Here is a 19217-nt window from a genome sequence, read left to right as displayed (position 1 = left end):
ACTTGATACTTCTGCTATACGCCAGATCCCGAAAGATCCGGCTCCGCATCCCGCATCAAGCGCCCACACTTATCGGCTGTTAATTTTTAAAGATCGATTACGCAGTCACTACCCAAACCGCACCGGAGGACTTCAACTTCACCACCCGGCACCGCTTCGTTCTGCGTCGCTGCATCAGCAGCAGAGAAACGAGATTATGAAGGCTCTTTTTCGTTTCGTCAACAACATTTTTTCGCTTTCGCTTAAAACCTTGTTGACGCCACGGCCGCTGGTTTCACCGCGGCCCTCGTTCGCAAACGAGGAGGCGAATAATAGGTGAAGGCCGGGCAGGTAACAAGGGTTTGTCGAAGATATTTTTTACCGGATCACTTCCGCATCGAATTCACCAGCGCGTCCACCGGCACGGCGGCGGCCATCGCAGCGTAGCCGGCGTCGCTCGGGTGGATGTGGTCGCCGCTGTCGAAGGCGCGCTGCAAGCGATCGGATTGGGCCTGATCGCGCAGCGCGGCGTCGAAATCGACCACGCCGTCGAACGCATGGCTCGTCCGGATCCATTGATTCACCGCCACACGGATGCCTTCGCGCTGCGCAGGCAGCGAAGCCGGCGTCAATGTCGCGCCGAACACCTTCACGCCGCGATGGTGAGCGGCAGCAATCACGCGCTGGTAGCCGGCAATCAAATCCGCAGCAGAAATGGTCGTATGCGGGAAATCGCAGTCGAGGCCGCCGTGAGCAGGCATCGCCGCGAAGTTGATGTCGTTGATGCCGATCAGGAGAATCGCGGCCTTCACACCTGGGGCGTCGAGTACATCGCGCTCGAAGCGTCGGGCGAGTGCGTCGCCGTAGCACGGCGAATCGCTCAGTAGCCGGTTGCCACTGATTCCCAGGTTGACGACGGCCGTCGTCTTTTCACCGGAAGCCGCAATGCGCCGGGTCAGCGCATCGGGCCAACGTTTGTTCTGGTTCAGGCTGGAGCGCATGCCGTCGGTGATCGAGTCGCCGATTGCCGCAACCGTCGCCGCCGAGGGTGCGTCGACCGACAGCCCTGTCACCCACACGAATTGGGTGAAGCGTCCGCGAAACGCTTCGGCGGACGCGTCGCCGGTGTGATTGCCCGGCGTGGAAACGTAGTTCACCTGGTTTGAAACGCGGTGCCAGGCCACGATCCGCTGCTCGGGCCCCATCATTGCGCTGATGGCGTAAGGCGCGCCGGCAACAACGTCAACCGCGACGGGATCGCTGTCCAGCTCGCCACCGGCGGGAATGCTCACGGCGCCCTTGCCGCCGAAAGTCACGTGGACAGCGCCATTGCCCAACGCCGCCGCGCCGCCGGCCGAACGGGCAATGCGCAGGTCGTCGACGACGAGCGGCGTCTTGCCATATTCGTTACTGAGATGGATGCGCGCGCTCTGACCCGACAGAGTCGGATAAACGATCTGACGCACGGTTCGCCCGGCGACGTCCGGCGCGCGGTACAGAGGCGGCAAGTCCGCGCGTTGCGGGATCGGTTGAAGCGCGGTCGCCCAGGCGGTGACCCAATGGGCCGATGATCCGGCAGCGAAAACGTTCGGGGAGACGGCGAACTGGCAAAGCAATGCCGCGCCAAAGGCGGCGGCCAAGGTGCGAATGGTCATTCGGGGGATCGGTTCGAGGCGAAACGTGCATTGTGCCCGATCGCCTCGCCCATCGCGGACGGCAGCGGCAGCATCGCGCGCCGCCTTCCGTTTTTCAGGCGGCCGGTGCGCCCATCATGTTCAGAGCCAGCGCTTCGGCCACTTCGATGCCGTCGATCGCTGCCGAGTAAATGCCGCCGGCGTAACCCGCGCCTTCGCCTGCCGGATAAAGGCCCTCGACGTTCATGCTTTGATAGTCGTCTTTGCGACGCACGCGGATCGGCGACGAAGTGCGCGTCTCGACACCTGTCAGTACGGCGTCATGCATGGCGAAGCCGGCAATTTTCTTGTCCATTTCGGGCAAAGCTTCGCGGATTGCCTCGATCACGTAATCCGGCAGCGCCGTGCTGAGGTCGGTGGGATGGACGCCTGGCTTGTACGAAGGCACGACCGACCCCAACGACGTTGACGGCCGGCCGGCAATAAAGTCGCCCACCAGCTGGCCGGGCGCCATGTAGTTGCCACCGCCCAGTTCGTACGCACGCTCTTCCCATTTGCGCTGGAACGCGATCCCGGCGAGCGGACCGCCCGGAAAGTCGTCCGGCGTAATGCCCACCACGATTCCCGCGTTGGCGTTGCGCTCGGCGCGCGAGTACTGGCTCATACCGTTCGTCACGACGCGTCCCGGTTCGGAGGTCGCCGCCACCACCGTGCCGCCCGGGCACATGCAGAAGCTGTAGACCGCGCGTCCGTTGCTGCAGTGATGCACGACCTTGTAGTCGGCCGCGCCCAGTTGCTTGTGTCCGGCGAACTTGCCGAAGCGGCTGCGATCGATCAGACCCTGCGGATGCTCGATCCGGAACCCGAGGGAAAACGGCTTGGCTTCAATATAGACACCGCGATCGTGCAACATCTGGAAGGTATCGCGCGCACTGTGGCCGACGGCCAGCACGACGTGATCGCAGCGCAAGGTTTCGCCGGTCGAAAGCGTTAGCCCGCGCACCTTGCCGTTTTCAATGTCGATATCGTCGACACGCGTTTCGAAACGCACTTCGCCGCCGAGTTCGTGAATGGTCGCGCGCATCTTCTCGACCATGCTCACCAGGCGGAATGTGCCGATATGGGGCCGGCTCAAGTACAGGATGTCTTCCGGTGCGCCCGCCCGGACGAATTCGTCGAGCACCTTACGCCCGTAGTGCTTGGGGTCCTTGATCTGGCTGTACAGCTTACCGTCCGAGAAGGTCCCCGCGCCGCCCTCGCCGAACTGCACGTTCGATTCAGGGTTGAGCACCGACTTGCGCCACAAGCCGAACGTGTCTTTCGTCCGCTCGCGCACGGCCTTGCCGCGCTCGAGAATGATCGGCCGGAAACCCATTTGCGCGAGGATCAGCCCGGCAAAGAGTCCACACGGCCCCATTCCGATGACGACCGGCCGCGGCGCAGTCAGTTGCGCCGGCGCCTTCGCGACAAACTTGTACGTCATGTCCGGCGTCACGCTGCAATGCGGCACGTCAGCCAGCCGCTTGCGCGCCGCCGCCTCGTCTTTCACGTCGACATCGACGATATAGGTCAGCTTGATGTCGGCACGCTTGCGCGCGTCGTGCGCACGGCGAAACACGGTGTATCGGATGAGCCCGTCGGCATCGACGCCGAGTTGCGCGAGGCGCGCACGCACGGCCGCCTCCAGAGCGCTTTCGGGGTGATCGAGCGGGAGTTTGATTTCGCTTAGACGTAACATGAGTACCGGGGGATGCTGGAAGGCGGCAAATCGCAGCCAATTCGCAATTTTATAGGTTAAGCGTCCGCACGGGGCGGCTGCCGTGGCGAAACGCGCTTTCCCGATCTGGAGCGCCCCGCACAGACTCCGAAAGAACCGGCCTATCGGCCAACATTGTCCGTCTCAAAAAATTTATAAACCGACCGGTCGGTTGGTTTATACTGCGCAGACACAGACAACTTCCGCTGAGAGCGTCCCCATGTACACGCAATCCCTGGATATCCCCGGCAATGTCGCACCGCTCGATGCGGCTGCGGGTTCGCCCGAGCAGGCTCATTTCGACGCGGTCATGGCCGCCGACGGCAAGGTCGAGGCGCAGGACTGGATGCCCGAGGCCTACCGCAAAACCTTGGTGCGTCAGATTTCACAGCACGCGCACTCGGAAATCGTCGGCATGCTGCCGGAAGGCAACTGGATTTCGCGCGCGCCGAGCCTGAAGCGCAAAGCCATTCTGCTTGCCAAGGTGCAGGACGAAGCCGGTCACGGTCTCTATCTATATAGCGCGGCCGAAACGCTCGGCGTCTCGCGCGACCAGCTGATCGCCGCGCTGCACGCGGGCAAAGCCAAATATTCGAGCATCTTCAACTACCCGACGCCCACCTGGGCGGATGTCGGCGTGATCGGCTGGCTGGTGGATGGCGCGGCGATCATGAACCAGATTCCGCTGTGCCGCTGCACGTACGGCCCGTATGCCCGCGCGATGATCCGCATCTGCAAGGAAGAGTCGTTCCATCAACGCCAGGGTTTCGACGCGCTGATGTCGATGATGGCCGGCACCGAAGCGCAGCGTGAACTCGTCCAGCAGGCCGTCAACCGTTGGTGGTGGCCGGTGCTGATGATGTTCGGCCCGAGCGACAAAGATTCGATCCACAGCAATCAGTCGTCGAAATGGGGCATCAAGCGCATTTCGAACGACGACCTGCGTCAGAAATTCGTCGACGCCACGGTCGACCAGGCGAAGGTGCTCGGCGTCACGCTGCCGGACCCGGACCTCAAGTGGAATGAAGCGCGCGGTCATCACGACTACGGTGACATCGACTGGGAAGAATTCTGGCGCGTCGTGAATGGCGACGGCCCGTGCAACCGCGAACGCCTCGCCACCCGCGTCAAAGCTCACGAAGACGGCGCCTGGGTGCGCGAAGCCGCCCTCGCCCATGCCGAAAAACAGCGCCAGCGCGCACAACAGCAAGCCGCCTGAATCCGGCGACACGCTCTGTAAAGAATCAGGAGATCTGCAATGAACAAGGAATGGCCGATTTGGGAAGTCTTCGTGCGCAGCAAGCAGGGACTCGACCACAAGCACTGCGGTAGCCTGCACGCCGCCGACGCGCCGATGGCGCTGCGCATGGCGCGCGACGTCTACACGCGCCGCCAGGAAGGCGTGAGCATCTGGGTCGTGCCGTCGTCGGCGATCACGGCTTCTTCACCGGAAGACAAGGCGGAACTGTTCGAACCGGCTGGCGACAAGATCTACCGCCACCCGACGTTCTACACGCTCCCCGACGAAGTCAACCACATGTAAGCGCGGCCATGACTATCACGCCCCAACATTTGCAATACGTGCTGCGCCTCGCCGACACCGCGCTGATTCTCGGTCAGCGCAATGCCGAGTGGTGCGGTCACGGCCCGATCCTCGAAGAGGACATCGCGCTGTCGAACATGAGCCTCGATCTGATCGGCCAGGCGCGTCTGCTGTACACGCACGCCGCCTCGCTCGAACAGCAGCTCGACGGCAAAAGCCGCACGGAAGACGACTACGCGTATTTCCGCACCGAGCGCGAGTTCGCCAACTACACGCTGGCCGAATTGCCGCACGTCGGCCCGCTGGCTGGCACCGCGCACGCCGACAAGGATTACGCGGTCACGATCGTGCGCAATTTCCTTTATTCGACGCTGATGGCGCATCTGTGGACGGCACTCACCGCGTCTACCGACGAGCAACTCGCGGCAATCGCGTCGAAGTCGATCAAGGAAACCAGCTATCACGTGCATCACGCGCGCGAATGGCTGATCCGTCTGGGTGACGGCACCGACGAGTCACATCGCCGCGCGCAGGCTGCGCTCGACTATCTGATGCCCTATACGCGGGAATTTTTCAGCGCCGATTCTGTTGAAGAAAGCATCGCGGCCGCTGGCATCGGGCCGGTGACGTCCGGTCTTGAAACCGCATGGCTCGACGACGTGCGCGCCGCGCTGGACGAAGCCACGTTGAGCTTGCCCGAACCGGTCAAGCACATCAGCACGGGCAAGCACGGCGAGCATTCGGAGCATATGGGCTTCGTGCTGGCGGAAATGCAGAGCCTCGCGCGCCAGCATCCCGGCGCCAGCTGGTAACCCTGGTACTCGCCTGACAGCATTCATTCGACGGAATCCGACGATGACCTCGACCGCCACCTCCACCGCCGACGCTACGCTTAATCGCGCGTGGGCCGTGCTCGAATCGGTACCCGACCCGGAGATTCCGGTAGTGTCGATTCGCGAACTCGGCATTCTGCGCGACGTGCGCCGCGCCGAGGACGGCACGCTCGAAGTCGTGATTACGCCCACGTATTCCGGCTGCCCCGCGATGTCGCAGATTGCGGAAGACGTCGGTCATGCGCTGGATGTCGCCGAATTGAAGCCGTATCGCATCGCCACCGTCCTCGCGCCGGCGTGGACCACCGACTGGATGACCGACGAAGCGCGCGAGAAGCTGCGCGCATACGGCATCGCGCCGCCCACCGGCAATTGCGGCAGCGCGGCGCCGGCGTCACAGGAAAAAGTCATGCGCTTCGTACCGCGCGCACTGCCGGCGCCGTCCTGCCCGCGTTGCGGTTCGGCCCACACCGAGCGACTCGCGCAGTTCGGCTCGACAGCCTGCAAAGCCTTGTACCGCTGCATCGACTGCCGCGAACCCTTCGACTACTTCAAACCATACTGATATGGCTACCCCGCAATTCCATCCGCTGCGTATCCGCGAAGTACGGCCCGAAACCGCCGACGCGGTCTCGGTCGCTTTCGAAGTCCCGGTCGAGCTGCGCGACCACTATCGTTTTACGCAGGGTCAGTTCGTCACACTGAAAACGCACATCGACGGCGAAGAGACACGCCGTTCGTACTCGATCTGCGTCGGCGTGACCGACTACGACCGTGACGGCGAACTGCGCATCGGCATCAAGCGCGTGCGCGGCGGCCGCTTCTCGAACTTCGCGTTCGACACGCTGCAGCCGGGCCACACGATCGACGTCATGACGCCGGACGGCCGCTTCTTTACGCATCTGAACGCCGAGCAGGGTCAGCAGTACATTGCGTTCTCGGGCGGCTCGGGCATCACGCCGGTCCTCGCGATCATCAAGACCACGCTCGAAGTCGAGCCGCGCAGCACGTTCACGCTCGTGTACGGCAACCGCAGCGTCGACCAGATCATGTTCGCCGAAGAGCTCGAAGATCTGAAGAACCGCTTCATGAACCGATTCGTGCTCTATCACGTGCTGTCGGACGATCTGCAGGACGTCGAGTTGTTCAACGGCGTTCTGAATCAGGACAAATGCGCGGCATTCATCGACAACCTGATGCCCGCCGACGCGATCGACGAAGCGTTCATCTGCGGTCCGGCGCCGATGATGGACGCCGCCGAAGCCGCGCTGAAAGCCGCAGGCGTGCCGGCGGCCAAAGTGCACGTGGAGCGCTTCGGCTCGCCACTGCCGCAAGCCGGTGTGCCGCCGGTCGAAATCACGGACGACACACCCGCCGCCGACCTCGAAATCGTGCTCGACGGGAAAAAGCGCAAGTTGCGTCTGCCGTATCAAGGCGTCAGCGTGCTGGATGTCGGTCTGCGTGCCGGCCTCGCGCTGCCCTATGCGTGCAAAGGCGGTGTCTGCTGTACCTGCCGCGCGAAGGTGCTGGAAGGCGAAGTGAAGATGGAAAAGAACTACACGCTGGAAGAACACGAGATCCGCGACGGCTTCGTGCTGACTTGCCAGTGCCATCCGATCAGCGACCGCGTTGTGGTGAGCTTCGACGAACGCTAACGCCTGTGAGCGCCATCGAGCGCCGCGCGGGCACAACGGCAACAGTGGCCGTAGTGGCGCTTTCAGCACGCACTCGATCCGCTTACACTAGGGGCCGCTCACGATCGCACGACCGTGCCGATCGACGAGCGGCCCCTTTTGTCATTCGTTCGTTCGCGTGATTGCCGCGCCCCGTTACCCGAAAAGCCCAAGCCAATGAGCACGATCCACCTCACCAATGGCGACGTCGCCGCCGAGTCCCTGCGCACCGCGCTTAGCGAAGCGGGACGTGACGAGCGCGTGCTGGCCCTGCGCGACGACCTGGCGGTTGGTCCGCTGCGCGGCGTGGACGACGGCCCCGACGTGCGGGCCGACTTCTGGGAGCGGGTTATCGCAGATACGAAGCGCGACTTTCTACGCGAGTTTCGCGAACAGGCGAGCGCGCAGGAAAAAGTTGCGCGCGACGACGCCAATCTGGTGATCTGGCATGGCGAAAGCGCCGCCGACCAGCTCACGCTGCGCCGCATCTGCTATCACTTGCGCAACAGTCCGCAGCGGCTGAACGAAGTGCGTCTGTCCGTTCGCGATCTGACCGATCCCGGCGCATGGGCGCATAGCCGTAAAGATCGCTCTACTTCGGTCGGCATGTTTTCACCCGATGTGCTGAAAGCCCGCCTACCGGACGCCGCGCCTATTTCGGTGCTGCGCATCAGCCGTCTTGCGTTGGAATGGCAGGAAGTCAAACACGCGAACGGCGAAACGCGCCGCTGGCGGGACAACACCTTCACCAGCGGCAGCTTTGCCGAACTCGACGCGCTGATCCTCGAACAGGCAACCGAGACATGGCAACCCGCCGCTCGCGTCGGCGCGGAACTGATGGCTGCGGAACTCGGCTTTCTGGTTAGCGACACCGTCGTGCTGTGGCGCTTTCGCGAACTGGCCGCCACGCGACGCATCAAGCTGCGCGGCGACGCCAACGCCTGGCGCTCGCTGGAACTCTGCGCGGCGCTCGCTCCCTGTCCGAACTAATAGAACAAAGAAACATGGCACGCACCCGAGCCCCCGACCACGAAACCCAACGCGACCAGATCCTCGAACTGGCCGCGGCGAAATTCGCGCAGACCAGCTATCCCAGTACGTCGATGGCGGATCTGGCCGCCGCGAGCGGCACGTCGAAAGCACGCCTGTACCACTACTACGCGAGCAAGGAAGCCATCCTCTTCGATCTGCTGGACCGGTACACCAAAAGGCTGATGCTGATCATCGCGGAAGTCGAAGGTGCGAGCCAGCGGCGCGGCCTGACCGAGCGCGAAACGTTCGCCGAGTTGATTCGCGCATTTCTCTCCGAATACGAGACCTCGCACAGCCGGCACGTCGCGCTGCTGAATGACGTGAAGTATCTGGTCGACACGCAGCGCGAGGTGATTCTGAACCGGCAACGAGACGTCGTCGCGGCGTTTGCACGGCAACTGGCGCGCGCTTACCCCGAGCGGGCGACCCGCGAAAACCAGACAGCCCTCACGATGATGGTGTTCGGCATGATCAACTGGACCTTCACCTGGCTGAAGCCGGATGGACGGATGGGCTACCGGGAATTCGCCGAGCAGGTGGTCGGCATGGTGGACCACGGATTGAACGCTCCGGCGTCGTGATGATGCATGGCAACATTATTCATACGAAATAGTTGCCGACCCGCGACATCCTGTCGCGAACGCTCGTTCATTTTAAATTTCGATATTTATCAGTTAGATAAAAATGGGGCGCCAACTTTTTAGGCACCTTCTTCAAATTTAGATAGGGGTTTTCCCTAGTGAGACGTCAGGACTTCCGGTAAAATCGTTTTTGCGGTGCACCACGCCGCTCGATTGATAGGAGAAGCTGACCATGAACCTGATTACACCGCGCGCCGCCGAGCCGATCATTGCGCAAGATCGCCTATTGCAGTCAGCCGGTCGTGCGCCTGCTCTGGTCCGCGAACTTACCGCTATCGACCGCGAGCGGCTGCTTACCCACTTCCTCGCGTTAGACGAAGACGATCGTCTGCTGCGCTTCGGCCAGATCGTGCCGAATCACGTCATTGAAAACTACGTTCGCGCCATCGACTTCACGCGCGACACCGTCTTCGGCGTGTTCGACAACCAGTTGCAGCTTACGGGCGTCGGCCATCTGGCCTATTTGCCGGCCGAAGGCGACAAGCGCACCGCCGAGTTCGGCGTGTCGGTACTTGAAAGCGTACGCGGCCAGGGTATCGGCTCGAAGCTCTTCGAGCGCGCCGCCATCCGCAGCCGCAATACGCATGTCACTACGCTGTACATGCACTGCCTGTCGCGCAATTCGACCATGATGCACATTGCCAAGAAAGCCGGCATGAAGATCGAATATGCGTACGGCGAGGCAGACGCTTACCTCACGCTGCAACCGGCTGATCAATCGAGCATCATCGCCGAAATGCTGCAGGAACAAGCCGCCGTGTTCGACTACGCCATGAAGCGTCAGGCCCGTCAGGCGTCAAAGCTGTTCGAATCGTTTATGCCGACCGCAGCGGCAGCCTGACACGACAGCACGTCAGTCAACACAAAAAGGGCGACCATCGGTCGCCCTTTTTTCATGGCAAGCGCCAACTTGCGCACGTTACCAAGCGCCTAAAAAATCGGCAGCGCCGTCGTTTCCTTGAACTTCTCGAGTGAAAAGCTCGTTTTCACGTCGATCACCGACGGATGGTGCAGCAACTGATCCTGCACGAAGCGCGAAAAATGCGCCATGTCCTTCACCTGTACTCGTAGCAGATAGTCCATGTCGCCCGTCATGGCATGACACGCGACGACCTCCGGCCATGTCTGCACTGCTGCGCGAAACAGATCCGCGTGCGTCGCGTCGCCGCGCGGACTGAGCGCCGAACCGCCGCGCTTTTCCAGCCGCACGTTGACGTAGGCGAGCAGATCGAGCCCAAGCAGTTGCGCGTCGAGCAACGCAACGTAGCCGCGAATAACTCCGCTCTCCTCAAGCCTGCGGATACGCCGCAAACACGGACTCGGTGACAGATTCACCTTCTCCGCGATTTCCTGATTCGACAAACGTCCGTTCTCCTGCAGGATCGCAAGAATGCGTCGGTCGATTGAGTCTAAATCGATTTGGGCCATTTTCTGCCGTCCGGCAAAGTTATTGCGCTAGAAAATAGCGCAAGCGTATCGCCGCATGATTAAGTTCGCAAGTTTTCGCCGCTGCGACGCTTTTACACTTGCAATCATTCAGTCGCGCTTAGTCGCACGTCCCCGCGCCGGCGCAAACAGGAGACAGACAATGCAAGTTTCAACTTGGGAAAATCCGGTCGGCACCGACGGCTTCGAATTCATCGAATACACCGCGCCGGACCCGAAGGCGCTCGGCAAGCTGTTCGAACAGATGGGATTCACCGCCGTCGCGCGTCATCGGCATAAAGACGTGACGCTGTATCGCCAAGGTGAGATCAACTTCATCGTGAACGGGGAACAGGATTCGTTCGCTCAACGCTTCACGCGTCTGCATGGCCCGTCGATCTGCGCGATCGCTTTTCGCGTGCAGGACGCTGCCAAGGCTTATCAGCAGGCGCTCGAAAAAGGCGCATGGGGTTTCGACAACAAAACCGGCCCGATGGAATTGAACATTCCGGCGATCAAGGGCATTGGCGACTCGCTGATCTATTTCGTGGACCGCTGGCGCGGCAAAAACGGCGCCGAACCGAACAGCATCGGCAATATCGATATTTACGACGTCGACTTCGAACCCATTCCCGGCGCGGACCCGTATCCGGTTGGTCACGGCCTCACGTACATCGATCACCTGACGCATAACGTCCACCGCGGGCGCATGCAGGAATGGGCCGAATTCTACGAGCGTCTGTTCAACTTCCGCGAGGTGCGCTACTTCGATATCGAAGGCAAAGTGACCGGCGTGAAGTCGAAGGCGATGACATCACCGTGCGGCAAAATCCGCATTCCGATCAACGAAGAAGGTTCGGAAACCGCGGGGCAGATTCAGGAATACCTCGACGCGTATCGCGGCGAAGGTATCCAGCACATCGCGCTGGGCAGCAATGACATTTATCGCACCGTGGACGGCCTGCGCGAGTCGAAAATCTCGCTGCTCGATACGATCGACACCTACTATGAACTGGTCGACCGCCGCGTGCCGAATCACGGCGAACCGCTCGACGAATTGCGCAAGCGCAAGATTCTGATCGACGGCGCACCGGACGACCTGCTGCTGCAAATCTTCACCGAAAACCAGATCGGGCCGATTTTCTTCGAAATCATCCAGCGCAAGGGAAATCAAGGCTTCGGCGAAGGCAACTTCAAGGCCCTGTTCGAATCGATCGAACTCGATCAGATTCGCCGCGGCGTGGTGCAGGACAAAGTCTGACCTGCGGCAAACGGGCATGAATGAAAAAGGGCGAAGATCTCGATGATCTTCGCCCTTTTTCGTTTCGAGCCACCGGCGACAATCCGGCGGCGGTTTTCAATCAATACGCCGTTCTAGCGACGCATCACGAATTCTGGTCGTCTTCACTGTCCTTGGTGGACTGCGCGACGCGCGCCACCGAAATGCGGGCCGGCGCGACTTGCGCCGAACGGATAACCGCGTTGGACAGCGCCCCTGCACTGCCTGCGTTGGAGCGAACCGGTGCGCTCATGGCGAAAAATGCCGCCGAGACCATCAGGAAGGTCTGGATATTTCTAGTGTTCATGCGTACTCCTTTTCTAACTGCCCTGCTGTCGTGAAGCTCCACCGAATGTGAAGCGTTGCGCGGACATTGCTCGCAGGTGGCCTATTAGACAGACGATTCAGCCACGGTTCCGCAAATTGGCAGCTTTTACAGGCTGTTACATAAGAGCGTGTGAAGTTTTCAAAGCCGCAAGTTTGTTGCTCATACATTGAGCAAATTACGCTGCAACGCACCAATTCATCAGGCTCTGCGGCGGGTTTTTACCAGTGCTACCATCACTTAAAACACGTCAATATGGCGACCCCGGCCCCAAGCATTCACAAGATGCCGCGGCCCAAAAAGTTTTGGTGATCCCAAACTGGGTGGAGGAGTACACATAATGAATGCCCCGCTAGACGCAGGTCAGCGAGCTTCGCTGGAAGCCGCGCTCTCGTCCGTCACGCTAGACGACAAATACACGCTCGAACGCGGCCGCGCGTACATGAGCGGAATTCAGGCGCTGGTGCGTCTGCCCATGCTGCAGCAGGAACGCGACCGGGCCGCCGGGCTCAATACCGCCGGGTTCATCTCGGGCTACCGCGGATCGCCACTCGGCGGACTCGACCAGTCGTTGTGGAAGGCGAAACAGCATCTCGCCGCGCATCAGGTCGTGTTCCAGCCCGGCGTCAACGAAGACCTCGCGGCCACGGCCGTGTGGGGCTCCCAGCAGGTCAACCTGTACCCCAGCGCGAAATACGACGGCGTGTTTTCGATGTGGTACGGCAAAGGCCCCGGCGTCGACCGTTCCGGTGACGTCTTCAAGCACGGCAATTCGGCTGGTTCGGCGCGCAATGGCGGCGTTCTGGTGCTTGCCGGCGACGACCACGCGGCCAAATCGTCCACGCTGGCTCACCAGTCCGAGCACATCTTCAAGGCATGCGGGCTGCCGGTGCTGTTTCCGTCCAACGTGCAGGAATATCTCGACTTCGGCCTGCACGGCTGGGCCATGAGCCGCTATTCGGGTCTGTGGGTGGCGATGAAGTGCGTGACCGACGTGGTCGAATCGTCGGCTTCCGTCGACATCGATCCGCACCGCACCAAAATTATTCTTCCGGAAGACTTCGCGATGCCCGAGGGCGGGCTGAACATCCGCTGGCCGGACCCGCCGCTCGTCCAGGAAGCGCGTCTGCTCGACTACAAGTGGTACGCCGCGCTCGCCTACGTGCGCGCGAACAAACTGGATCGCGTCGAAATCGATTCGCCGCATGCGCGCTTCGGCATCATGACGGGCGGCAAGGCGTATCTCGACGTGCGTCAGGCGCTCACCGATCTCGGTCTCGACGACGAAACCTGTTCGCGCATCGGCATCCGTCTGTACAAGGTCGGCTGCGTGTGGCCGCTCGAAGCGCGGGGCGCGCACAGCTTCGCGAAAGGGCTCGAAGAAATTCTGGTGGTCGAAGAAAAACGCCAGATTCTCGAGTACGCGATCAAGGAAGAGTTGTACAACTGGCCCGACGCTCAGCGGCCGCGCGTATTCGGCAAGTTCGACGAGAAAGACGGCGCGGGCGGCGAATGGTCGGTGCCGATGGGTAACTGGCTGCTGCCGGCGCATTACGAGTTGTCGCCGGCGATCATCGCCAAGGCGATCGCCACGCGTCTGGACAAGTTCGATCTGCCGTCGGACGTGCGCGCGCGCATTGCCGCTCGCATCACCGTGATCGAGGCGAAAGAAAAAGCGCTGGCGCGTCCTCGTGTCGAAGCGGAGCGCAAGCCGTGGTTCTGCTCCGGCTGCCCGCACAATACGTCGACGAACGTGCCGGAAGGCTCGCGCGCAATGGCCGGTATCGGCTGCCACTACATGACCGTGTGGATGGATCGCAGCACAAGCACGTTCAGCCAGATGGGCGGCGAAGGCGTCGCGTGGATCGGTCAGGCGCCGTTCACGAATGACAAGCACGTGTTCGCCAATCTCGGCGACGGCACCTACTTCCATTCGGGACTGTTGGCCATTCGCGCGGCGATCGCGTCGAAGGCAAACATCACCTACAAGATTCTCTACAACGACGCGGTGGCAATGACCGGCGGCCAGCCGGTCGACGGCGTGCTGACCGTGCCGCAGATCACGCACCAGCTCGCCGCCGAAGGCGCGACGAAGATCGTGATCGTCACCGATCAGCCAGAGAAATACTCGGCGAACGTGGGTCTCGCGCCGGGCATCGACATCCATCACCGCGACAAACTCGACGAAGTGCAGCGTCAGCTGCGCGAAGTGAGCGGCACCACGATCCTGATCTACGACCAGACCTGCGCCACCGAAAAACGCCGCCGCCGCAAACGCGGCACGTATCCCGATCCGGCGCGCCGTGTCGTGATCAACGAAGCTGTGTGCGAAGGTTGCGGCGATTGCTCGGTCAAGTCGAACTGTTTGTCGGTCGAGCCGCTCGATACCGAGTACGGCACGAAGCGGCAAATCAACCAATCGACCTGCAACAAAGATTTCTCGTGCGTGAACGGCTTTTGCCCGAGTTTCGTTTCCGTCGAAGGCGGTCAGCTGCGCAAGCCGAAGGCTGCCTCGGGCGTTGCCGGTGACGCGATGCCGCCGGTGCCGGAACCGGAACTGCCGCCGATCGGCCGCCCGTATGGCGTGCTCGTGACCGGCGTGGGCGGCACCGGCGTCGTCACGATCGGCGCATTGCTCGGCATGGCCGCGCATCTGGAAAACAAGGGCGTCACCGTGCTGGACGTAACGGGTCTCGCGCAGAAGGGCGGCGCCGTGATGAGCCACGTGCAGATCGCCAACCAGCCGGCCGACATCCACGCAACGCGCATTGCCATGGGCGAAGCGAGCCTCGTGATCGGCTGCGATGCAATCGTGACCGCCAGCGACGAATGCGTCTCGCGGATGCAGGCGGGCCGCACGCGAGTCGTGCTCAATAGCGCGCATACACCGACCGCCGAACTCATCAAGAACCCGAACTGGCGCTTTCCGGGCAGCAGCACGGAAGCGGACGTGCGTGCCGGCGCGGGTGAAGATGGCGTCGATATGGTCGACGCGAATCACTTCGCGGTCGCGCTGCTCGGCGACGCGATTTACACGAATCCGTTCGTGCTCGGCTACGCATGGCAACGCGGCTGGGTGCCGCTGACGTATCAATCGCTGATGCGCGCGATCGAGCTGAACAACGTGCAAATCGAGAAGAATCGCGCGGCGTTCGAATGGGGACGCCGTGCCGCACACGACCTCGCCGGCGTACGCAAGCTCGCTCAATCGCAGGGACGCGGCGCAGCCGACGAAACGACGAGCAGCAAGATCATCGCGCTGCACACGCCGAAGGCGCTCGACACGCTGATCGACAAGCGGGCTCAATATCTCGCCGCTTATCAGAACGCCACCTACGCCGAGCGCTATCGCGCGCTGGTATCGCAGGTGCGCACGGCGGAATCCGCACTCGACGTCCCCGACAGCCAGTTGCCTCTGACTGAAGCGGTGGCGAAGAATCTGCACAAGCTGATGGCTTACAAGGACGAGTATGAAGTTGCGCGTCTGTATAGCGATCCTGCGTTCATCGAAAAGCTGAAGGCGAATTTCGAAGGCGACTGGAAACTGCACATTCACCTCGCGCCGCCGACGTTCTCCAAGACCGACGCCCAAGGTCACCTGGTCAAGAAAAAATACGGACCGTGGGTGTTCAGCGCAATGCATGTGCTAGCGCGCTTCAAATTCTTGCGCGGCACGGAGCTCGATGTGTTCGGTAAAACGGAGGAACGTCGCACCGAACGCGCGCTGATTGGCGAGTACGAAGCATTGGTGCGCGAGGTGATCGCGGGACTGTCCGTGCAGAAGCGCGAACTGGCCGTCGAACTGGCGAATCTACCGGACGCAATTCGCGGTTACGGTCACGTGAAGGAAAACAACCTGAAGGGCGTGCGCATCAAGTGGAACGAGTTGCTCGCACGGTGGCGTTCGACCGACGCAGGAAAAACGCAGCACGCGGCGTGATGCGGCGAAGTTGAACTGAGCGCAATACTTCGGCGCTAAAAAAGGAAAAGGCGGCTGTCCTTGCGGACAGTCGCCTTTTTTTGTCTGCTTCAACGGAACAGACGGTACTGCTTTTTCCTACGACTACAACTACAACTACAACTACAACTACAACTGCCTACTTCTCTTCACCAGCGTACTGCACCTGCACACTTCAACTTCTCTACTCACAACAACATCGACTGCAACAACACACAACAACTGCTTTACCTGAAACAACAATGACTGCTTGCACCCTTGGTACTTCGTCTTCTCTACATCGGTTGAGGCGCCGCGTCTGGTCGATGCATCGGGTTGACCCAGCCGACTGTCCCGCTGCATTCGAGTAACGCCGCGCCTCAGAAGTAACTTTACAAAAGTGTCATCGCGACTCGAATAGGAGCACTCTGAAACCTCAACGACCAGTCGCATTGATTCATGAGACCGCGCTGCGCTGGCATCCGCGTCCGGCAAAAAAAACGCCACGGAATCGCTTCCGCGGCGTTGTTCGAGACCTTCGTTGAGCATCGCGCGAGGCGATGCTCAATCGAGTGTCAGCGCATAAACGTTACTGCGCGTTTTCCCGCTTGCGCGCGTTGGCCGACGCCACCGCGGTCATGTTGATGATGCGGCGCACGGTTGCGGCCGGCGTCAGGATGTGCACCGGCTTTTCGGCGCCCAGCAGGAACGGGCCCACCGTCACGCCTTCGCCGCCGATCATCTTCAGCAGGTTGTACGTGATGTTCGCTGCCTCGACGTTCGGCATGATCAGCAGATTCGCTTCGCCGGAAAGCGTCGTGCCCGGGAACGCAGCCTTGCGGACGGCTTCCGACAACGCCGCGTCGCCATGCATTTCACCGTCGATCTCGAGCGACGGCGCACGCTCGGCGATCAGCTTGCGAGCCGCGGCCATACGTTGCGACGACGAAGACGGCGCGCTGCCGAAGTTCGAGTTCGACAACAGCGCAACCTTCGGCGTGATGCCGAACTTCTCGATTTCGCGCGACGCGAGCATCGTCATGTCGGCAAGTTGCTCGGCGGTTGGCGTTTCGTTCACGTACGTGTCGCAGATGAACAGATTGCGGCCCGGCAGCATCAGCAGATTCATGGCGGCAAAGTTCTGCACGTTGTCCGCCTTGCCCAGCACCTGCTCGATGAACTTCAGGTGCGTGTGGTACTGGCCGATCATGCCGCAGATCATGCCGTCGGCTTCGCCCAGACGCACGAGGATCGCGCCGATCAGCGTATTGAACTTGCGCATCGCGGCCTTCGCCACGTCTGGCGTCACGCCTTCGCGCGCGCCGAGTTCGTGGTACGCCTGCCAGCATTGCTGATAACGCGGATCGTCTTCCGGATCGACGATCTCCACGTCTTCGCCGCACTTGAGCTTCGAGCCCATCTTCTTCAGACGCATTTCGATGACGGACGGACGACCGACCAGAATCGGCTTGGCGATCTTTTCCAGCAGCACGAATTGCGCAGCGCGCAGCACGCGTTCGTCTTCACCTTCCGCGAACACGATGCGCGCCGGCTCCGACTTCGCGGCGGCGAACACCGGACGCATGACCATGCCGGTGCGGTACACGGTCGTGCCGAGTTCTTCGCGGTACGCGTCCATGTCCTTGATCGGACGGGTCGCGACGCCCGAGTCCATGGCGGCCTGAGCGACGGCCGGTGCGATCTTGATGATGAGGCGCGGATCGAACGGCTTCGGAATCAGATATTCCGGACCGAATTCGAGCGAATGACCTTCATACGCTTTCGCGACTTCGTCGCCCTGATCGGTTTCTTCGGCGAGTTCGGCGATCGCGCGCACGCACGCGAGCTTCATTTCTTCCGTGATCGTGGTCGCGCCGACATCCAGCGCGCCGCGGAAAATGAACGGGAAGCACAGCACGTTGTTGACCTGGTTCGGGTAGTCCGAACGGCCCGTCGCGATGATGCAGTCCGGGCGCACTTTCTTCGCGTCTTCAGGACGGATTTCCGGCTCCGGATTCGCCAGCGCCAGGATCAGCGGCTGCGTGCCCATTTCGACGACCATTTCCGGCTTCAGCACGCCGGCGCTCGAGCAGCCGAGGAACACGTCGGCGCCGCGAATCGCGTCGGCCAGGGTACGTGCTTCGGTGGTGGCGGCGTAGCGCTCTTTCGACGGATCCAGATTGCCGCGGCCTTCGTAGATCACGCCCTTCGAATCCGTGACGAGAATGTTCTTTTTCGACAGGCCCAGATTCACCAGCAGATCCAGACACGCGATCGCCGCCGCGCCCGCGCCGGAACACACCAGCTTCACTTCGTCGAGTTTCTTGCCGACCACTTTCAGGCCGTTCAGGATGGCCGCCGACGCGATGATCGCCGTGCCGTGCTGATCGTCGTGGAAAACGGGAATCTTCATGCGCTCGCGGAGCTTCTTCTCGATGTAGAAGCATTCCGGCGCCTTGATGTCTTCGAGGTTGATGCCGCCGAGAGTCGGCTCGAGCATCGCGATAGCCTCGACCAGCTTGTCCGGGTCCGACTCGGAGAGTTCGATGTCGAACACGTCGATGCCGGCGAACTTCTTGAACAGGCAGCCCTTGCCTTCCATCACCGGCTTCGCGGCGAGCGGGCCGATGTTGCCAAGACCGAGCACGGCCGTGCCGTTCGTGATCACGCCGACCAGGTTGCCGCGCGAGGTGTACTTCTGCGCGTCGAGCGGTTCGTCGTAAATGGCCATACACGCTGCGGCGACGCCCGGCGAGTACGCGAGCGACAGGTCGAGCTGATTCGACAACGGCTTGGTTGGCGTAACCGAAATCTTGCCGGGTTTCGGATTCTGGTGGTATGCGAGAGCGCTTTGCTTGAGTTGTTCGTCCATTTTTAACCTGCGAGACGTAAGTAATTGGGCCGGACACATCGCACCGTTGGCGCCGCTTCTCGTCTATCGAATGGGTAATCGACTGCGGCGGTTTTCGCGAGCGCCGGTTGAGCGCGGCGTCGAACCTAAGCGGAGGGCAAGACGGTACGGAGTGCTTCGCGGGTCGGTTAGTGTACCCCCGAATGCCGCTGTGCACTGAGCGGTTAACGCCGTCTCACCATCGGCGAAACAGCCGCCGGCATTGCTGCAGCGCCGCATTGCACGGCCTGTCGGTCAGCGAGTACCACG

The 19217-nt window shown here is 61.4% G+C and carries 16 protein-coding genes; 11 read left to right on the top strand and 5 right to left on the bottom strand.

Annotation, left to right across the window (positions count from 1 at the left end):
• On the top strand, positions 1 to 319 hold a 319-nt coding region (locus P3T18_RS11695; protein ID WP_429300050.1), incomplete at its 5' end, for a hypothetical protein.
• A 46-nt stretch (positions 320 to 365) separates the two neighbouring features.
• Here P3T18_RS11695 and P3T18_RS11690 read toward each other — a convergent pair.
• Together P3T18_RS11690 and P3T18_RS11685 are read right to left on the bottom strand one after the other, a co-directional pair.
• Positions 366 to 1634 carry an SGNH/GDSL hydrolase family protein gene (locus P3T18_RS11690; RefSeq protein WP_429300049.1) on the bottom strand — a complete coding sequence of 423 codons (1269 nt, stop codon included), beginning with the start codon at positions 1632 to 1634 and terminating at the stop codon, positions 366 to 368.
• A gap of 94 nt (positions 1635 to 1728) precedes the next feature.
• Complete coding sequence (locus P3T18_RS11685; RefSeq protein ID WP_429300048.1) at positions 1729 to 3351, bottom strand: NAD(P)/FAD-dependent oxidoreductase; 1623 nt, start codon at positions 3349 to 3351, stop codon at positions 1729 to 1731.
• 238 nt (positions 3352 to 3589) lie between these two features.
• On the opposite strand from P3T18_RS11685, the gene paaA reads away from it, so the two are divergent.
• The 8 genes from paaA (at position 3590) to P3T18_RS11645 (ending at position 9932) form a co-directional block, all read left to right on the top strand.
• Positions 3590 to 4588, top strand: a complete 999-nt coding sequence (paaA, locus tag P3T18_RS11680) for a 1,2-phenylacetyl-CoA epoxidase subunit PaaA (RefSeq protein ID WP_429300047.1) — start codon at positions 3590 to 3592, stop codon at positions 4586 to 4588.
• A 39-nt stretch (positions 4589 to 4627) separates the two neighbouring features.
• Positions 4628 to 4912 (top strand): 1,2-phenylacetyl-CoA epoxidase subunit PaaB, encoded by a 285-nt coding sequence (paaB, locus tag P3T18_RS11675; RefSeq protein ID WP_168795449.1) that lies wholly within the window; start codon positions 4628 to 4630, stop codon positions 4910 to 4912.
• Between the two features lie 8 nt (positions 4913 to 4920).
• The gene (paaC, locus tag P3T18_RS11670; RefSeq protein WP_429300046.1) at positions 4921 to 5724 is read left to right on the top strand and encodes a 1,2-phenylacetyl-CoA epoxidase subunit PaaC; all 804 of its coding nucleotides are present in this window, start codon (positions 4921 to 4923) and stop codon (positions 5722 to 5724) included.
• 43 nt (positions 5725 to 5767) lie between these two features.
• Entirely contained in the window at positions 5768 to 6310 is a 543-nt protein-coding gene (gene paaD, locus P3T18_RS11665) for a 1,2-phenylacetyl-CoA epoxidase subunit PaaD (RefSeq protein ID WP_429300045.1), read from the top strand.
• A 1-nt stretch (position 6311) separates the two neighbouring features.
• Positions 6312 to 7400, top strand: a complete 1089-nt coding sequence (paaE, locus tag P3T18_RS11660; RefSeq protein WP_429300044.1) for a 1,2-phenylacetyl-CoA epoxidase subunit PaaE — start codon at positions 6312 to 6314, stop codon at positions 7398 to 7400.
• Between the two features lie 195 nt (positions 7401 to 7595).
• On the top strand, positions 7596 to 8408 hold the full coding sequence (locus tag P3T18_RS11655) for a DUF1835 domain-containing protein (protein WP_429300043.1): 813 nt from the start codon (positions 7596 to 7598) through the stop codon (positions 8406 to 8408).
• A gap of 14 nt (positions 8409 to 8422) precedes the next feature.
• Positions 8423 to 9031, top strand: a complete 609-nt coding sequence (locus P3T18_RS11650) for a TetR/AcrR family transcriptional regulator (RefSeq protein WP_429300042.1) — start codon at positions 8423 to 8425, stop codon at positions 9029 to 9031.
• A gap of 232 nt (positions 9032 to 9263) precedes the next feature.
• On the top strand, positions 9264 to 9932 hold the full coding sequence (locus P3T18_RS11645; RefSeq protein ID WP_429300041.1) for a GNAT family N-acetyltransferase: 669 nt from the start codon (positions 9264 to 9266) through the stop codon (positions 9930 to 9932).
• An 89-nt stretch (positions 9933 to 10021) separates the two neighbouring features.
• On the opposite strand, the gene P3T18_RS11640 is transcribed toward P3T18_RS11645, so the two are convergent.
• The gene (locus tag P3T18_RS11640) at positions 10022 to 10519 is read right to left on the bottom strand and encodes an Lrp/AsnC family transcriptional regulator (RefSeq protein WP_429300040.1); all 498 of its coding nucleotides are present in this window, start codon (positions 10517 to 10519) and stop codon (positions 10022 to 10024) included.
• A gap of 160 nt (positions 10520 to 10679) precedes the next feature.
• Here P3T18_RS11640 and hppD point away from each other — a divergent pair, with 160 nt between their 5' ends.
• Positions 10680 to 11777, top strand: a complete 1098-nt coding sequence (gene hppD / locus P3T18_RS11635) for a 4-hydroxyphenylpyruvate dioxygenase (protein WP_429300039.1) — start codon at positions 10680 to 10682, stop codon at positions 11775 to 11777.
• 124 nt (positions 11778 to 11901) lie between these two features.
• On the opposite strand, the gene P3T18_RS11630 is transcribed toward hppD, so the two are convergent.
• Positions 11902 to 12102 (bottom strand): hypothetical protein, encoded by a 201-nt coding sequence (locus P3T18_RS11630; protein ID WP_429300038.1) that lies wholly within the window; start codon positions 12100 to 12102, stop codon positions 11902 to 11904.
• A gap of 358 nt (positions 12103 to 12460) precedes the next feature.
• Between P3T18_RS11630 and P3T18_RS11625 the strand changes: the two genes are divergently transcribed.
• Entirely contained in the window at positions 12461 to 16060 is a 3600-nt protein-coding gene (locus tag P3T18_RS11625) for an indolepyruvate ferredoxin oxidoreductase family protein (RefSeq protein ID WP_429300037.1), read from the top strand.
• A gap of 586 nt (positions 16061 to 16646) precedes the next feature.
• On the opposite strand, the gene P3T18_RS11620 is transcribed toward P3T18_RS11625, so the two are convergent.
• Positions 16647 to 18929, bottom strand: a complete 2283-nt coding sequence (locus P3T18_RS11620) for an NADP-dependent malic enzyme (protein ID WP_429300036.1) — start codon at positions 18927 to 18929, stop codon at positions 16647 to 16649.
• Positions 18930 to 19217 lie beyond the last annotated feature (288 nt).

The organism is Paraburkholderia sp. GAS199 (assembly GCF_050436585.1).
Lineage (GTDB): Bacteria > Pseudomonadota > Gammaproteobacteria > Burkholderiales > Burkholderiaceae > Paraburkholderia.
Note: the sequence above shows the minus strand (reverse complement) of the source record. Positions and strands in the feature narration are given on the sequence as shown.

What these genes read in the sequence shown, in the direction of transcription:
- hppD (WP_429300039.1), top strand. Translation starts at nt 10,680, where the DNA reads ATGCAAGTTTCAACTTGGGAAAATCCGGTCGGCACCGACGGCTTCGAA.
- P3T18_RS11630 (WP_429300038.1), bottom strand. Translation starts at nt 12,102, where the DNA reads ATGAACACTAGAAATATCCAGACCTTCCTGATGGTCTCGGCGGCATTT.
- P3T18_RS11625 (WP_429300037.1), top strand. Translation starts at nt 12,461, where the DNA reads ATGAATGCCCCGCTAGACGCAGGTCAGCGAGCTTCGCTGGAAGCCGCG.
- P3T18_RS11620 (WP_429300036.1), bottom strand. Translation starts at nt 18,929, where the DNA reads ATGGACGAACAACTCAAGCAAAGCGCTCTCGCATACCACCAGAATCCG.
- P3T18_RS11690 (WP_429300049.1), bottom strand. Translation starts at nt 1,634, where the DNA reads ATGACCATTCGCACCTTGGCCGCCGCCTTTGGCGCGGCATTGCTTTGC.
- P3T18_RS11650 (WP_429300042.1), top strand. Translation starts at nt 8,423, where the DNA reads ATGGCACGCACCCGAGCCCCCGACCACGAAACCCAACGCGACCAGATC.
- P3T18_RS11655 (WP_429300043.1), top strand. Translation starts at nt 7,596, where the DNA reads ATGAGCACGATCCACCTCACCAATGGCGACGTCGCCGCCGAGTCCCTG.
- paaD (WP_429300045.1), top strand. Translation starts at nt 5,768, where the DNA reads ATGACCTCGACCGCCACCTCCACCGCCGACGCTACGCTTAATCGCGCG.
- paaA (WP_429300047.1), top strand. Translation starts at nt 3,590, where the DNA reads ATGTACACGCAATCCCTGGATATCCCCGGCAATGTCGCACCGCTCGAT.
- paaC (WP_429300046.1), top strand. Translation starts at nt 4,921, where the DNA reads ATGACTATCACGCCCCAACATTTGCAATACGTGCTGCGCCTCGCCGAC.
- P3T18_RS11645 (WP_429300041.1), top strand. Translation starts at nt 9,264, where the DNA reads ATGAACCTGATTACACCGCGCGCCGCCGAGCCGATCATTGCGCAAGAT.
- paaE (WP_429300044.1), top strand. Translation starts at nt 6,312, where the DNA reads ATGGCTACCCCGCAATTCCATCCGCTGCGTATCCGCGAAGTACGGCCC.
- P3T18_RS11685 (WP_429300048.1), bottom strand. Translation starts at nt 3,351, where the DNA reads ATGTTACGTCTAAGCGAAATCAAACTCCCGCTCGATCACCCCGAAAGC.
- paaB (WP_168795449.1), top strand. Translation starts at nt 4,628, where the DNA reads ATGAACAAGGAATGGCCGATTTGGGAAGTCTTCGTGCGCAGCAAGCAG.
- P3T18_RS11640 (WP_429300040.1), bottom strand. Translation starts at nt 10,519, where the DNA reads ATGGCCCAAATCGATTTAGACTCAATCGACCGACGCATTCTTGCGATC.